This is a genomic window from Streptomyces stelliscabiei (assembly GCF_014873495.1).
GTDB lineage: Bacteria > Actinomycetota > Actinomycetes > Streptomycetales > Streptomycetaceae > Streptomyces > Streptomyces bottropensis.
The window spans coordinates 9,428,246-9,443,076 of record NZ_JADBGF010000001.1 but is presented as its reverse complement, the minus strand read 5'-3'; the positions used below and the strand labels follow the sequence as shown (position 1 = coordinate 9,443,076).

Sequence of the window (14,831 nt, the reverse complement as noted above, 5' to 3'; positions counted from 1 at the left end):
CGATGACGTGTCACCGTCGTCGGCGAGGTACGGCACCGCCCATGCGGGTGTGTGGTGCGTCCCGGTCACGCGACGGGGGCGGACCGGCGGGCGCGCAGGGCGACGGTGAGGGTGTGCGGGCCCATTCCACCGAGGTGGACACGGTTTCCGGTCGTGGCGTCGGTGCCGCCCACGACGGTGTGGTCCTGACCCGGGTCGTAGCGCAGTACCTCGCTCCGGTCCGGCCCGGCGAGCGGTTCGCCCGCCTCGACGGCGACCTCGACGCGGATCTCGTCGTCACCGGCCCGGTAGGTCATCGGCCCGTCCGTCAGGCACCAGCGACCGTCGCCCAGCGGTACGGCGCCCTGCGGCACGCCGCCCGGCCGGAAGGTCAGTTCCAGGGCCCAGGGCACCCGGGGCCCGCTGAGGTCGATCCGCAGGTCGGCGCCGTCCTCCCGCAGGTCGACCTCGACGCGGGTCGTGTGGGAGACCTCGTCGCGGGGCCGGTCCGGGAAGGCCATCGCGGCCGAGAAGCGGCCCTCGTCCCCCAGCCGGTAGCCGCCGTCGTCCCGCCTCCGGTCCTTCGGGAGCGGCTGGTAGTAGGCGGCGGTGAGGGTCTCGGTGAGCCGGTACCGGTTCTCGGCGAGCTGTTCCATGTCGGCGGCGCGGAACGGGCCCAGGTCGAAGAACCCCCGCGAGAGACGGACCGCGTCGAGCACGGCCTCGCCGGCGAACAGGCGCAGGAAGGTGGGGTTGCAGGCGAGACCCGAGCGGATGCGCCGCTGCTCGGGCACGTCGGAGCCGCCGTAGACCACCGTGTGCGCGGCGGCCGAGGCGCGGGCGGCGAGGCGTGCGGTGGTGAGGTACCGCTCGCGCGGAAGCGTCTCCGCGGCCGGGGCGGGCAGGGCGCGGCACAGGTCCGGGGTGAGGAGGGTCTGGGCGAGCAGGTCGGGGTCCTCGACACCGTCGGCGGCCGCCAGCCGTGCCGCCCGGGCGAGGTCGCCCCGGCCGGTGCGGATCGCCAGCAGCCGGTAGTGCGGCAGGTAGGGCGCCAGCGGGAAGGGGGCGTACTGGTCCTGCCGCCGCGAGTGGACGGTCTCCACCGTGCCGTCCGGTCGGATGAGGTCCAGGGTGGTGGCGAGATTGCGTTCGACGGCGTCCAGCAGGTCGGCGCGGCCGAGCACCTCGGCCAGGAGCAGCAGGGACGGGTTGGACACGTGGGCCGCGTAGTTGGCGCTCCGTTCCGAGTACAGGCCGTCCGCGTCGATGTCGACGCCCTCGCCGAGCCACTCCTCGACGCGGTCGAGCAGCCGGCCGTCGGGGAACGACCGGTGCAGCCGGGCCAGCGCCGCGCACAGCTCCCAGCGGTGGTTCGGGGTGTGCACCCCGCCCGTCCGTAGGCTGTCGGAGGCGGCGCCGGCGATCTCGGCGAGGGCCGCCGTGACCTCGCTCAGCTCGGGCCCCGCGCCGGCGGCGAGGAGGTGCGCGTCGCACACGTCGTTGACGGTGAACGCGGAGTCCGGCGGGGACTGCACGTTGTCGCCGCCGGCGAAGAGGCCGGTGGTGGTCTGCGTGGCCCGCAGGGCCCGCAGGTGTGTCATCGCGGCGGCGACCGCCCGCCCGCTGCCGTGCAGGGCGGAGTCGGGGGACCGGTATGCCGCGACCAGGGTCTTCACCCGCCGCGCCAGACCGCGGTGGGGCACACCGGCGGGTTCCTCGTCGGGGCGGGCCGCGAGCGGGGCGGCCTGCCGGTCGGCGGCGCGGGCCACCGACCGGACGAACTCGTGGTCGAGCGGGGTGGGCAAGATCAGTCCTTCAGTCCGGCGTTGATGTCGGCGCCCATGACGTAGCGCTGGAAGACCAGGAAGACCAGGATCAGCGGGATCATGGAGATGACCGACGCGCCGAGCAGGACCGACCAGTTGATGTTCTGCGCGCCGACGATGCTCTGGATGCCGATCTGCACGGTGAACTTGTTGGGGTCGTTGAGCATCAGCAGCGGCCAGATGTAGTCGTTCCACCGCCACTGGAAGGAGAGGATGGCGAGGGTCAGCATGATGGGCCGGGAGATCGGCACCATGATCCGCATGAAGATCGACAGCTCACGCGCGCCGTCGATGCGCGCGGCTTCCACGAGTTCGTCGGGAACCGTCAGGAAGAACTGGCGGAACATGAAGCATCCGGTCGCGGTCAGCACGGCCGGCAGGATGATGCCGCCGAACGAGTTGTAGAGGCCGAGGTCGCGGACCACGAGGAACGAGGGGGCGAGCATGACCTCGCCCGGCAGCATCGTGGTGGCCAGGATGCAGATGAAGAAGCCCTTGAGCCATCTGTTGTCGTACTTGGCCAGCGCGTACCCGGTGCAGCAACTGACGCCCACCGTGAGGATCGTCGTGATCACGCACACGATGGCCGTGTTGATGAAGTACTGGGAGAAGTTGGCGCTGTCCCACGCCGCCTCGAAGCCCGACAGGGTGGGATTGTGCGGAACCAGCGTCAGCGGATACGAGAACAGGTCGCTGGCCGGCTTGAAGGAGCTGAGGATGAACCACAGCACCGGCAGCCCGTACAGGCACGCCAGGATCCACAGCAGTGTCGTCGCGGACACGGCCTGCCGGAGGCCGCCGGTGGCGGCACGGCGGGGCCGCTTCTTGGAGACGGGTCGTGCGGACCCGGCGTCGACCGGGCGGGGGATGTCTGTGGTTGTCATCGGTTCTCCACCCGCCGGTTGACGATCAGCTGGACGATCGCGACGGCCATCAGGATGAGCATGAGCACGAACGACGCGGCGCTCGCGTAGCCGATCTGGCCCCGTTTGAAGCCGGTCTCGTAGATGTACTGCACGAGCAGGTTGTTCGACGTGCCGGGTCCGCCGTTGTTGAGGGCGACGAACACCGGGTATTCCTTCATCGCGTTGATCGTGTTGAGCAGGATGACGATGAACGAGGTGGGGGCGATGCTCGGCAGCGTGATGCTGAAGAACTGGCGCCAGGGGCCGGCGCCGTCGAGCGAGGCGGCCTCGTAGTAGGACACCGGCACGTTCTTGATCGCCGCGATGAACAGCAGCATCGAGAAACCGGTCCAGGCCCAGGACGCGGCCATCACCACCACGATCAGCGACAGGTCCGCGTTGGACTGCCACGGAACGGCGCTGCCGCCGAACTGCTCGATGATGTAGTTGACCAGTCCGAAGTTCTCACCGAACAGCCAGCGCCACAGGACACCGACGACGATGGGCGACAGGAGCCAGGGGATGAAGAAGATGACGCGGGCGACCGAGGCTCCCTTGGCGTGCTTGCTCACCAGCAGGTTGGCGGTGAGCAGCGAGACCGCGAAGTTCAGCGGTACGAAGAGCACGGCGTACAGCAGGGTCCGGGTCAGCGCGGCGTAGAAGGTGGAGTCCCCGAACAGGTTGTGGTAGTTGTCCAGCCCGATGTACTGGAACGCCCCCACTCCCGTGTAGTTCGTGAAGCTGTAGATGAGCCCGATCACCGCCGGCCAGACGAAGAACAGCGAGAAGAGCACGACATTGGCCGCGATGAGGACCAGCGGCGCAAGGGTGTACTTGCTCCGTCTCCTGGGTGGGCTCGCGGACACGGCCGAGGCGTGTTTTGTCATCTTCCTGACTCCGTGCTGGTGGAATGGATTGCTGCGGGCTCACCGGCGTGAGCCCCGTGGGCTCACACCATGAGCCCGGCACTGCGTGGGCGCCCGGGCCGGGCGGCGGTGTCTGGACCCCGCCGCCCGGCCCCTGGGCCTACGCTCAGCCGCCGACCTGCTGGTTGTAGCCGGCCACGATGTTCTCCAGGGCCTTGTCGGCCGACTGCTGGCCGTTGATCGCCTTGCCGAGTTCCGTCTTGGTCGGGTCCTCGGTGAGGCTCTTGCCCTTCAGCACCCAGTTGGTCTGCGCGCTGTTGAAGTAGCCGGAGATCGGGTCGTACAGCGGGATCGACTCGTTGTAGAGCTTGTACGCCGCCTGCGCCGCCTCGGACTTGAACGGGTACTTCGGGTCCAGACCGCTCTCGACCGGCAGGAAGCCGGAGGTCTCGCACAGCGTCCGGTAGTGGTCGGGCTCGTACAGCCAGGACAGGAACTTCTTCGCGGCGGCGGCCGCGTCGGCGTTGTTGTTGAAGCCCACCGTCATGCCGCCGCTGTTGACGTCACTGGCCTGCACCGGCTGGGCGGGGGTCGGGACGCTCGCCCACTCGAACTTCTTGATGCTCTCCGCGAAGGCGGGGACCTGCCACACACCGGACCAGTAGGCGACGACGTCACCGCTCTGGAACATCGCGGACGGGTCGGCGCCGCTGGTCCACACCGACTTCGGCATGGTCTTGTCGTCGTTCCACCCGACGAAGGTGTTCACGGCCTTCTTGGTCGCGTCGTCCACCGAGAACTTGCCGGCGTCGTCCGCGTGGACGTACTTGCCGCCCATCTCGTAGACCATGGCGCGCAGCCGGGACGGCGACTGGTCGAAGGTCAGCGAGTACTTGGCCTTGGTCTTCTCGCGGACCTTGTCCGCCGCCTTGATGAAGTCGGTCCAGGTCCAGGTCTTGTCGGGCGAGGTCGGGAAGTCGACGCCGGCCTTCTCGAAGAGCGACTTGTTGATGAACATGCCGGACGCGGTGACGTCCGAGGGGATGGACAGCACCTTCCCGGACGAGTCCTTCGCCAGGAAGTTCTGGTTGATGTTGTTGCTCTTCTTGTCGGCGATGGACTTGAGGTCGATCAGCTTGTTCGACCAGATCGGGTCCAGCGCCGGCACGGCGGCCACGTCGGGCAGGGAGTTCGCCTGCGCGGCGTTGTGCAGCTTCGTCGTGTAGCCGTCGTAGGGGATGTTGACGAGCTTGACCTTGACGCCGGTTTCCTTCTCGTACTGCGCCACCATCTTCTTCCAGCCCGCGTCCTGCCCCGGAACCGTGGAGATCCAGAACGTCAGCGACTTGGAGGTACCGCCCGAGTCGGATTCCCCTCCGCAGGCGGAGAGCAGCAGGGTCCCTGCCGCGGCAACGGCGGTGAGGGGAACCAGGCGGCGCATACCGCCGCGGCCGAGTCGGCGGGAGCGCCGCACACCCACAGTGGTCATCTTCGATCCCTTTTTTCGTCGATAGGGGACAGAGCACGGGGCCGACCGAGGCGGCACGGGTGCAGTTTGCAGGAAACGTCGCTTTCCGGGCGCAGCCTCGCCCGGCCGCGTCGTCCACGCGGGGCGGGATCCCCGGCCGTTCTGGCCGTCACCGCACGGGCACGCCCTCGTGCGATCGCCGTACGTCGCGTACAGGCGGGATGCTCACCCCAAGTCGGCGTCCCGGCCGACTTAGAAAGCGCTTGTCCGGACATTGGCAGACCGAGTCCGAAACCGTCAATCCTTCGTCCGCGCCACCTCGGTCACGGTTTGGACTCCTCTGGCGACCGCGAGCCTCGCCGCGCCCACCACGGTACCGAGCTCGCCGACCTGGCTGCTGACCACTTCGGTGGGCCAGCTCAGCCGCTCCAGCTCGGCCCGCACACCGGGCAGGAGCTGCGGAAACGCGCCGGTACTGCCGCCGAGGACGAGCAGCCCCGGGTCCAGTACGGCGGTCACCGCGGCGGCCAGCCGGCCCACGTCCACCGCGTGCCGGTCGACGATCGCGCGGGCCGGGGCGCAGCCCTGTCCGGCCAGCGAAAAAAGCCGATCTACGGTACGAGGGCATGAATCGCCGGTTTCCGGCCAGGCCTCGGCGGCCCGGCGCAGCAGCGAGCGGGCGCCGATGTACTCCTCCAGGGCCTCGTGGCGGGGCTCCAGGTCGTCGTTCCAGGGGTAGGGCAGCCGGGCGAGCTCTCCGGCCGCCCCGTTCGCCCCGGCCAGCACCTGGCCTCCCACCACGATGCCCAGACCGACACCGACACCGATCCGCAGATAGCCGAAGGTGTTCCGGCCGCGCGCCGCCCCCTCGTGGAGTTCGGCCAGCGCGGCGCAGTTGACGTTGTTCTCCAGATGGACGGGCACCCCGGGCGGCAGTGCCACCGCCACCGCGTCGAAGGCGGGCCCCGCCTTGGCGGTCGCCGGACGCTCGGTGCCCTCCTCGGCCCGCGCGGTGACATCACCGACGGCCACGACGATGGTGCGCAGCGGAGCTCCGGCGGGGAGCGCGCACAGCGCTTCGCGCACCGCGTCGGCGGCCTGCTCGCGGGAGCCGGTGCCCTCGGCGAGCAGGGTGCCGTCCAGGGCGCAGACCCGTGCCCGGGTGAGGCTCGGGCCGAGGTCGACGGCCAGTACGGCGCCGGCGGCCGCGCCGAGATCGTAGACGGCCGCCGACCTGCCGGTTCCGCCGGAGAGCGTGCCAGACCGGGCGACGAGACCGGCGGCCTCCAGCTCCGCGACGGCGGTGGAGACGGTCGGCTTGGAAAGCCGCGCCCCGGTCGCCAGTTGGGGGCGGGTGGCGGCGCTCGACGCGGCCAGTACGGCGAAGACAGCGCGGGCGCTCTCGCTCAGTTGCATGCTCTCCCCAGTCGTGCCAGTCGTGCCGCGATCTTCCGGCCGCACGGTCGTGCGGTATCCGGGTCCGAACCCTTGACGCACCCTTATTCGTTAGTTAATTTCCTAACGAAGTCAAGCGGTACTCGCCTGCCGCGCCGCCAGAGGCCCGTCCCGGGGCTTCCCTAGCACCCCACAGCACCCCACAGCCCCTGTGTGTCCAGGCACGGTTTCGCCCAGCCGTCGCTGCGCCATCGCAACGCAACGACGAAGGAGGAGCCTCCGTGCAGGACTCCGGGCCGGTCGCGGTCGGTATCGACGTGGGCGGCACCAAGACCCATCTCCGTGCTGTCACGGGGACGGACACCGTCGCCGACCACGTCCGTACGAGCCGCGGCTGGCGGCCGCACGACCCGGCGGCCGCGACCGCTTGGCTGGCCACGCTGGTCGAGGAGGCGCTGCCCGCGCGCACCCTCCCGTCCGCCGTGGCCGTCGGCGCGCACGCCTGCGAGACGCCCCGGCAGTGCGAAGGGATACGTCTCGCCCTCCAGGAACGGCTTCAGGTGCCGTGCCTGGTGGTGGGCGACGCCGAGCTGCTGGCCCCCGCCGCCGGTTTCGAGCGCGGGGTGGGGCTGGTCGCGGGCACCGGGTCGGTGGCCGTCGGCCGGGCCGCCGACGGCAGGCCCGTGCAGGTCGGCGGCTGGGGGGCCGTCCTCGGCGACGAGGGCGGCGCCGCCGGTCTCGTCCGGGAGGCCGCCCGTGCCGTCTGGGCGGCGCACGACCGGGGCGAGGCGCCCGACGCGCTCGCCGAGCGGCTCGTGGCCGCCTTCGCGGTCAGCGAGGTCCCGGCTCTCGGCGGGGCACTGGAAGCGGCCACGGACGTGTCCGCCGACTGGGGCCGGCACGCGCCCGTGGTGTTCGAGGCCGCCGAGGAGGGCTCTCTCCTCGCCCGCCGGGTGATCGCCGACGGGGGCCGCGCACTCGCCTCGCTCGTGGCACGGCTCGACGCCCGAGGGGTCGCCGTGGACGACGTGGTGGTGGCCGGCGGGACGATCCTCGCCAGGCCCGCCCTGTACTCCGCATTCGCCGAAGCACTGCTCGACGTTGTACCGTCCGCGCGACCGCACGTGCTCCAAGTGCCGCCGGTCGTAGGGGCGTTGACACTCTCACGCACTTTCCTCCGACCGGTCATGCGCTGATCACCGTCCGGTCGCCGACCGGACACCGACCGGTCATGCGTCAACCTCACGCTCAGCCCGCACCCGATCACCACCTCGCGAAAGGAGCGGCGCTCCATGCCGTCATCCGCCGGGCACCACTCGCTCGACCGCCGTGTCTTCCTCAGGAACTCCCTCGGCGTGTCGGCCGGCCTGATCGCCGCTCCGACCCTCACGAGCCTGTGGCAGGCCCCCGAGGCCAAGGCCGCCACCGCGTTCGCCGCGTTCGTCGACGACTACTCCACCAACACCACGGCGAACCAGAGCGCCGAGACCAACGCCGTGGTCCGCGCGCTCGGCGGCTTCGCCGAGATATGGAAGACGGGCGGCGCCTGGAACACGGGCACCCCGCTGCTGCCGGAGATCCTGCGCGACAACATGCGCTACTGCGCGCGTCTGACCGGCCGCCGCACCGAGGCCCAGGCCCGCGAGGCGTTCGTCTACGACCGGCAGCACCAGAGCTACGCCATGATCGGCGGACTCGGCCCGCTGGCCGACCTGTACCGCACCGGCGCCAAGGCGGTCACCTCGATCACCGCCGCCCCCGACGGCATCCCCGCGACCAAGATCAACGACGCGATCCCCGCCGGCGCGCCCGCCGGCTCCGCGCTGGGCGCCGGCTCGTACGACTCGGACCTCGGCCTGGTGGCCAAGCTCGTCGACACCGTGCGCGGCGACTTCACCTCCAGCAACCCGGCCAAGTTCACCTTCCAGTACCCGCGGCCGTGGCGGATGAACGAGGACAGCGAGGTCGTCGACACCGGCGAGAAGGACGCCCTCGGGTTCCCGGTCTACGACTCCGACGTCGTCGTCGTGACGCAGCTGCTGCGGCAGCGCAGTGAGGTCCCGGCCGAGGACGGCGGTTTCCCCAGCGGCCACACCAACGCCTTCCACCTGGCGGCCCTGGCGTACGCCTACGCGGTCCCGGAGCGCTTCCAGGAGATCATCACCCGTGCCTTCGAGCTGAGCCACACCCGGATCATGTCCGGCATGCACTCCACGGTCGACGTCATGGGCGGCCGGATCATGGCCACCGCGCTGGCCGCCGCCGTGCTGCACAAGCCGGAGAACACCGCGCTCAAGGCCGCCGCGCGCAAGCAGGCCGCCGAGTACTTCCAGGCGAGGACCGGCACCACCGCCGACACGCTGTTCGCCTACGCGCACTCCGACGCGGGCGACCGGTACGCCGACCGCGGGGCCAACGCGTCTCTGGTCGAGCCGAAGCTGACGTACGTGCTGCGCCGGCGCGGTGACTCCGTCGGCATGACCGTGCCGAAGGGCGCCGAGGTCCTGCTGGAGACGCGTCTGCCGTACCTCGACGCGGCGCAGCGGCGCGAGGTGCTGCGCACGACCGCGCTGCCCTCCGGGTACGTCCTGCTGGACGGCTGGGAGCAGTGGGGCCGGCTCAACCTGTTCGCGGCGGCGGACGGCTACGGCGCCTTCGACACGGACGTCACCGTCACGCTGGACGCCGCGCTCGGCGGTTTCGCCGCGGCCGACGCCTGGCGCAACGACATCGACGGCAAGGGCGGTCTCGTCAAGCGGGGCAGCGGCACGCTGACGCTGACCGGCACCAACCGGTACAAGGGTGACACCGTCGTGGAGGCCGGTGTGCTCGCGGCCGGCTCCGAGGAGGCCCTCGGCCGCGGTGATGTCCGGGTGAAGGGCGGCACGCTGGCCACCGGCGGGCACTCGGTGCGCGTTCGCGGCGACTACACGCAGGCCGGTGTCCTCGACGTGACGCTGGACCGGGGCACCGGCCCGGCCCTCGACGTGGACCGGCGCGCGGTCCTGGAGCGGGGCAGCAGGCTGGTGGTCCGCTTCGACGCCGCGCAGGCGCCGCGTTCCGGCGACACGGTGGCGGTCATCGGGGCGCGGTCCGTGCAGGGCCGGTTCGCCGAGGTCTCCGTGGCCGTCGAGGGCTGGACGGCCGAGCAGGTCTTCACGGCGCACGGCGTGTCGGTCCACCTGCGGAAGAAGTAACCCCACCGTGAACGGCTGTCGGGGGTGGCGCGAGCCGCCCCCGACAGCCGTTCACGGGCTCGGCGGCAGGGCCTGCTCGGCCCAGATGGTCTTGCCCGCGCCGCTCGGGCGGCTGCCCCAGCGGTCGGTGAGCTGGGCGACGAGGAGCAGGCCGCGGCCCCCCTCGTCGAAGCTGCGGGCCCGGCGCAGATGGGGCGAGGTGCTGCTGGCGTCGGAGACCTCGCAGATGAGGGCGCGGTCGCGGATGAGGCGCAGCTGGATGGGGGCGCCGCCGTAGCGGATGGCGTTGGTGACCAGTTCGCTGACCACGAGTTCGGTGACGAAGACGGCCTCCTCCAGCCCCCAGCGGGTGAGCTGGTCGGTGGCCAGCTTGCGCGCGTTGGCGACCAGCGCCGGATCGTCGGTCAGGTTCCACACGGCCACCTGTTCCGCGTCGAGTGCGCGGGTGCGGGCGAGCAGCAGGGCCACGTCGTCGCCCGGGGTCTCGGGCAGCAGCGCCTTCAGTACGGTGTCGCAGGCGCTCTCCAGACTGCCCACCGGCCCCTGCAGCGCGGCGCACAGGGCGGCGGTGCCCGTGTCGACGTCGCGGTCGCGGGCCTCGACCAGTCCGTCGGTGTAGAGGGCGAGGACGGACCCCTCGGGCAGCGCCATTTCCGTCGCCTCGAACGGGAGTCCGCCGACGCCGAGCATCGGTCCCGCCACCACCTCCACGACCTCCACGCCGCCGTCGGGCCGCACCACCACGGGCGGCACATGCCCGGCCGAGGCGATCGTGCAGCTGCGGTCCACCGGGTCGTACACCGCGTACAGACAGGTCGCGCCGATCTCCCCCTCGCCCGTGCCGTCACCGGCGGCCAGGTGCTCCACGAGGTCGTCGAGGTGGGTGAGCAGTTCGTCGGGCGGCAGGTCGACGTCGGCGAGCGCCCACACGGCGGTACGCAGCCGGCCCATGGTGACGGAGGCGTGGATGCCGTGCCCGACGACGTCCCCGACGACCAGCGCCACCCGCGTCCCGGACAGCGGGATCACGTCGAACCAGTCGCCGCCCACCCCGGCCTGCGACAGCGCGGGCAGATAACGGGAGGCGAACTCCACGGCCGCCTGTCCGGCGACCGTCTTCGGCAGCAGGCTGCGCTGCAGCGCCAGCGCGGTCGTCCGCTCCTTGGTGTAGCGGCGGGCGTTGTCGACGCAGACCGCCGCCCGGCTGCACAGCTCCTGTGCGAGCGAAACGTCCTCCATGTCGAAGGCGTCGGGGTGTTCGGGGGTCAGGAGCCGCACGAAGACGGCCACCCCGAGCGTGGTGCCCCGCGCGACCAGCGGCACGGCCATCAGCGACAGGACGTTGTCCTCGGCCTCCCGGAGCTTGCTGGAGCGGGCGCCGTGCCGGGCGAACCACTCGTCGAGCGAGCCGTCACCGGTGCCGGTGAGCACGGGCTCACCGGTGAGCAGGGCGCGGGCGGGCGGCGAGGAGGGGGGATAGACGTCGGCCGAGCCCAGGGGGATCGCCGCCTCCGGGACACCGGGCGTGGGTGATTGGTGCGCGGCCCGGCTCAGTCGGACATCGCCGTCCAGGGGGTTCATCTCGGGTTCCTCGCCCCGCAGCACGGACTCCAGGAGGTCGACGCTGGCGAAGTCGGCGAGCCGGGGCACGACCAGCTCGGCGAGTTCGCGGGCGGTCTGGACGACGTCGAGCCTGGTGCCGATGGACCCGGCGGCCTCGTTGAGCAGGGCGAGGCGCTGGCGGGCCGCGAACTGCTCGCTGCTGTCGAACGCGGCGAGCGCGGTGCCGATCAGCCGGCCGGAGTCGTCCCGGACCGGCCACATCTCGGAGGTCCAGGCGTGCATGCGCCGGCCGGAGGGCGAACGGGTCCAGCTCTCGTAGCGGACCGGCCGCCCGGTCTCCACCACGATCTCCAGGTGGCGCAGGAAGCCCTGGCTGTGCTCGGCGTCCTCCACGGTGTCGGGGAAGTACTGGTGCCGGAACTCCTCCTCCGGCTGGCCCATGACCTGGCACGCCCAGTCGTTCATCCGCAGATAGCGCTGCCCGGTGTCGAAGACGGACATGGACATCGAGGCCTGGGCGAAGGCCAGCTCGCCGAGTCCGCGCTCGGTCCGCTCGGGCGCGGCCTGGATGACGAACCGCCGCTGCTCGCCCTCCCCGCCCCACAGGGGGCAGATCCGCAGCGCCACCTTCTGCAGCCGCCCGTCCCGGTAGCGCAGGTCCACCACCGCGTCGCGGTGTGCCAGCAGCGTCCGCCGGACCGCCGCCGCGTCCCCGTCGACGAGGTCCGCCGCCGGCTTCCCGGTCACGTCCCCGGCGGTGTACCCCGTGAGCCGCCGGGCCCCTTCGCTCCAGCCCACGACGAGGCCGTGCGCGTCGACCACCGCCATCGCCTCACCGGCCGTGGCAGCCCGCGACGCGCCGGACCCCTTCGTCACCATATGGCCAGGATGGTCCGTCCGAGGCGGGGCAACAACCCGGATCCGCCCGCGACGTACCGGGTGTGCGGCCCCGCCACGGGGTCGCACGGGGCTAGAGAGCGGTACGGGACTCCAGGTCCCGGCGGGTGTCGTTGCCGTAGACGCCCGTTTCGTCGCCCCGGATGCCGTACCAGAGCTGGAAGCGCGCCACCGCCTCGGTCAGTGCGTCGTCGTACCGGCCCGAGGTGGAGCCGTTGGCGTACACGTCGGGGATACGGAGCAGCCGCTGCTGGAGTTCGGAGACCTGGGGGCCGCTGTCGCCCTCGCGGAGGGTGCCGGCGCCGTCCGGGTCGACGTCGCCGTCCGGGGCGGGTGCCGAGGTCGCGGGTGCCGGGGCGGCGGGGGCCGTGGGGGTCGGTTTCGGGGTGACGGTGCGCGCCTCCTTCCCGGTGTCGCCGCCGGGCAGCAGGAGCGCGGCGCCGAAGCCGAGGAGGGCCGCCGCGCCGACGCCGACGACCACCGCCGCGCGCTTCAGACCCGATCCGCCGGCCGCTGCCGCGCGCCGCCGCTGCCGCCGCTCGGCGCGCGGCGGGACCGTGCCGGAGCCGAAGTCCTCGCCGACCATGACGGGGGGCAGTTCCTCGGTCTCGTACTCCACCCGGGGCAGGATCCGCTCGGCGGCGGGCCGCGCCCGCGGTGCGGGCTCGGGCGGTGGCGCCGGAGCGGGCGTCGGCTCGGGGGCCGGCGGTACGGCGACGGTCTCGTACTCGTCGGGCGCGGGGGCCGCCCCCTTGTACTGCTCGAACTCCCGCAGCAACTCGGCCAGGGCCTCGGTCCGGCGTCGGCGCATGACATAGGTCGGCTCGATCGTGGGACGCTTCGTCGTCCGGCCCGGTTCGGGCGGTTTCGACACGCTGTTCTCCTTCCGTGCACGCGGTCTCCCGCCATCCCCGAGAGGAGATACGGGAAGCCGGGCCGGGAGGTTCAGCTCACCCGGCCGTCACCGGGGCGGCCGGGAGCACGGCGACGGTCTCCCAGCCGGGCCCGTCCTCGCGCGGCCGGGCCGTGATCCGGCCGCCGAGCGCGGTCACCCGTTCGGTGAGACCGACGAGACCGAAGCCGCCGCCCCGGGCCGCCTCCGGCAGCCGGGCACCGCCGCGCCCGTCGTCGCGCACCGCGACCTCCAGGTCACCGTGGGCGTAACGGAGGTCGACGGTGACCTCGGTGGCGTCGGCGGCATGACGGCGGACGTTCGTCAGGGCCTCCTGCACCACGCGGAAGGCGGCGGCCTGCACCTCGTGCGGCAGGTCGGCGGGGACGGCGGGGTCGTGACGCAGGGCCGCGCGTCCGTCGGCCCCGCCGACGCCGTCGAAGCCGCGCACCAGCTCGTCGATACCGGCCAGATCCCCGACCGGGCGCCGGTCGGCGGTGCCTCTCTCCTCCTCGTGGTCGCGCAGGACGCCGACCGTGCGGCGCATCGAGGCCAGCGCCTCGGTCGCGGCCCGCTCGATACCGGCGAGGACGGGGTCCAGGCGCTCGGGTTCGGTGTCGGCCATCATCCGCGCGACCTGTGTCTGCACCAGGATCCCGGTGACGTGGTGGGCGACGAAGTCGTGCAGGTCGGTGGCCATGGCGAGGCGCTCCGCCCGGCGGGTCTCGGTGACGACACGGGCCCGGCGGTTGTCCAGGGTGCGCAGGTAGGCGGCCACGGCGGCCGCGCTCCCGCCGATGAGCAACAGGACCATGGCGACGCCGATGAGGCCGGCGTCCGGCTCGACGACGTAGTACGGCAGCGGAAGCACGAGCAGGACGAGACCGTCGAGGAGTCCGCAGGCGAGCGCCCAGCCGGGCGGGCAGGTGCGGATGGCGATCACCATCAGACACAGCAGCACGGCGGCCTGTCCCGGGCCGAAGGCGCCGGTGCGTTGCGCCACGAGGAGGGTCACCACGTTCGCCGCGGCGGCGAGGGCGGGTACGCCGGTGCGCACCTGCGGGGTCAGCCAGGCGGGCCGGCGGCGCGCGGGCCACAGCAGCGCGGCGAGGCCCACGGCCACGGCGGACAGGTGCGGCCACAGACAGTCGGTGTCCTCCAGCGACAGGATGAGGAAGTCCGAGACACAGGCCAGGAGCAGGGCCACGACGCCGCCGACGGTGACACAGCCCGGCCGGCCGGGCCGGGCCGGGCGTCCGGTGCCGTCGCCCATGGCTTCCTTGGTGTCGAGGAGGAGGTTCACGCCCATCACAGTAGGCAGCCCGGGCGGCAGCCGGATCGGCCGAACGGCTGAGCGGGCGTTGGTCGGCGGGCCGGGAAGCCTGGCCGTTCGGCCGAGGCGGACACCACCGCCGCCGGGAGAGGTTGGGTGCCGCAACCCCACCCCTTCCCACCGGGAGCACCTCATGACACGCAATCCCCTCGCCGTCACCGGCGCCGCCGTGGCGGCGGTGGCCGTCGGCGGCGGAGCCCTCACCTACGCGATGAGCGGTACGCAGTCCACCACCGGACTCGACCGGTTCACCAGTGTGACCGTGGACGGGCACAAGGCGCTCAAGGGAGACATCGTCGCCGGGCGCACCGAGTCCAAGTACAGCCCGCTGCCCTGGATCGGGGGCGAGACCTCCGGCCTGGAGTGCCCCGACCTGAAGGCGGTGGCCGGCACCCGGGTGACCTGCACCGCGAAGGACGGCGACGGCAAGGACCTCGCCATCCCGGTCACCGTCGTCAAGGCCGACGCCTCCAGCGTCACCTGGAAGTTCGAGCGCAAGTAGACAAGCGC

At 72.1% G+C, this 14,831-nt stretch carries 11 protein-coding genes; 3 read left to right on the top strand and 8 right to left on the bottom strand.

Annotation, left to right across the window (positions count from 1 at the left end):
- Positions 1 to 65: 65 nt before the first annotated feature.
- The 5 genes from H4687_RS41195 to H4687_RS41175 form a co-directional block, all read right to left on the bottom strand.
- Entirely contained in the window at positions 66 to 1,784 is a 1,719-nt protein-coding gene (locus H4687_RS41195) for a hypothetical protein (protein WP_097248826.1), read from the bottom strand.
- Between the two features lie 2 nt (positions 1,785 to 1,786).
- Positions 1,787 to 2,689, bottom strand: a complete 903-nt coding sequence (locus H4687_RS41190; protein WP_046918578.1) for a carbohydrate ABC transporter permease — start codon at positions 2,687 to 2,689, stop codon at positions 1,787 to 1,789.
- The gene (locus H4687_RS41185) at positions 2,686 to 3,597 is read right to left on the bottom strand and encodes a carbohydrate ABC transporter permease (protein ID WP_046918579.1); all 912 of its coding nucleotides are present in this window, start codon (positions 3,595 to 3,597) and stop codon (positions 2,686 to 2,688) included. The genes H4687_RS41190 and H4687_RS41185 overlap by 4 nt, the downstream gene beginning before the upstream one ends.
- 145 nt (positions 3,598 to 3,742) lie before the next feature.
- Positions 3,743 to 5,065 (bottom strand): ABC transporter substrate-binding protein, encoded by a 1,323-nt coding sequence (locus H4687_RS41180; RefSeq protein ID WP_046918580.1) that lies wholly within the window; start codon positions 5,063 to 5,065, stop codon positions 3,743 to 3,745.
- 276 nt (positions 5,066 to 5,341) lie between these two features.
- Positions 5,342 to 6,460: an ROK family transcriptional regulator gene (locus H4687_RS41175; protein WP_046918581.1), complete on the bottom strand. Its 1,119-nt coding sequence runs from the start codon at positions 6,458 to 6,460 to the stop codon at positions 5,342 to 5,344.
- Between the two features lie 260 nt (positions 6,461 to 6,720).
- Between H4687_RS41175 and H4687_RS41170 the strand changes: the two genes are divergently transcribed.
- Positions 6,721 to 7,635, top strand: a complete 915-nt coding sequence (locus tag H4687_RS41170; RefSeq protein ID WP_046918582.1) for a BadF/BadG/BcrA/BcrD ATPase family protein — start codon at positions 6,721 to 6,723, stop codon at positions 7,633 to 7,635.
- A 96-nt stretch (positions 7,636 to 7,731) separates the two neighbouring features.
- On the top strand, positions 7,732 to 9,636 hold the full coding sequence (locus H4687_RS41165) for a phosphatase PAP2 family protein (RefSeq protein WP_046918583.1): 1,905 nt from the start codon (positions 7,732 to 7,734) through the stop codon (positions 9,634 to 9,636).
- A gap of 51 nt (positions 9,637 to 9,687) precedes the next feature.
- On the opposite strand, the gene H4687_RS41160 is transcribed toward H4687_RS41165, so the two are convergent.
- The 3 genes from H4687_RS41160 to H4687_RS41150 all read right to left on the bottom strand — a co-directional run bounded on the left by H4687_RS41160 (position 9,688) and on the right by H4687_RS41150 (position 14,291).
- On the bottom strand, positions 9,688 to 12,078 hold the full coding sequence (locus H4687_RS41160) for a SpoIIE family protein phosphatase (RefSeq protein WP_046918584.1): 2,391 nt from the start codon (positions 12,076 to 12,078) through the stop codon (positions 9,688 to 9,690).
- A gap of 91 nt (positions 12,079 to 12,169) precedes the next feature.
- Complete coding sequence (locus H4687_RS41155) at positions 12,170 to 12,970, bottom strand: peptidoglycan-binding protein (protein WP_050398638.1); 801 nt, start codon at positions 12,968 to 12,970, stop codon at positions 12,170 to 12,172.
- A 76-nt stretch (positions 12,971 to 13,046) separates the two neighbouring features.
- Positions 13,047 to 14,291 (bottom strand): sensor histidine kinase, encoded by a 1,245-nt coding sequence (locus tag H4687_RS41150; RefSeq protein ID WP_050398735.1) that lies wholly within the window; start codon positions 14,289 to 14,291, stop codon positions 13,047 to 13,049.
- 163 nt (positions 14,292 to 14,454) lie between these two features.
- On the opposite strand from H4687_RS41150, the gene H4687_RS41145 reads away from it, so the two are divergent.
- Positions 14,455 to 14,823: a hypothetical protein gene (locus tag H4687_RS41145; RefSeq protein ID WP_046918691.1), complete on the top strand. Its 369-nt coding sequence runs from the start codon at positions 14,455 to 14,457 to the stop codon at positions 14,821 to 14,823.
- Positions 14,824 to 14,831: the final 8 nt, after the last annotated feature.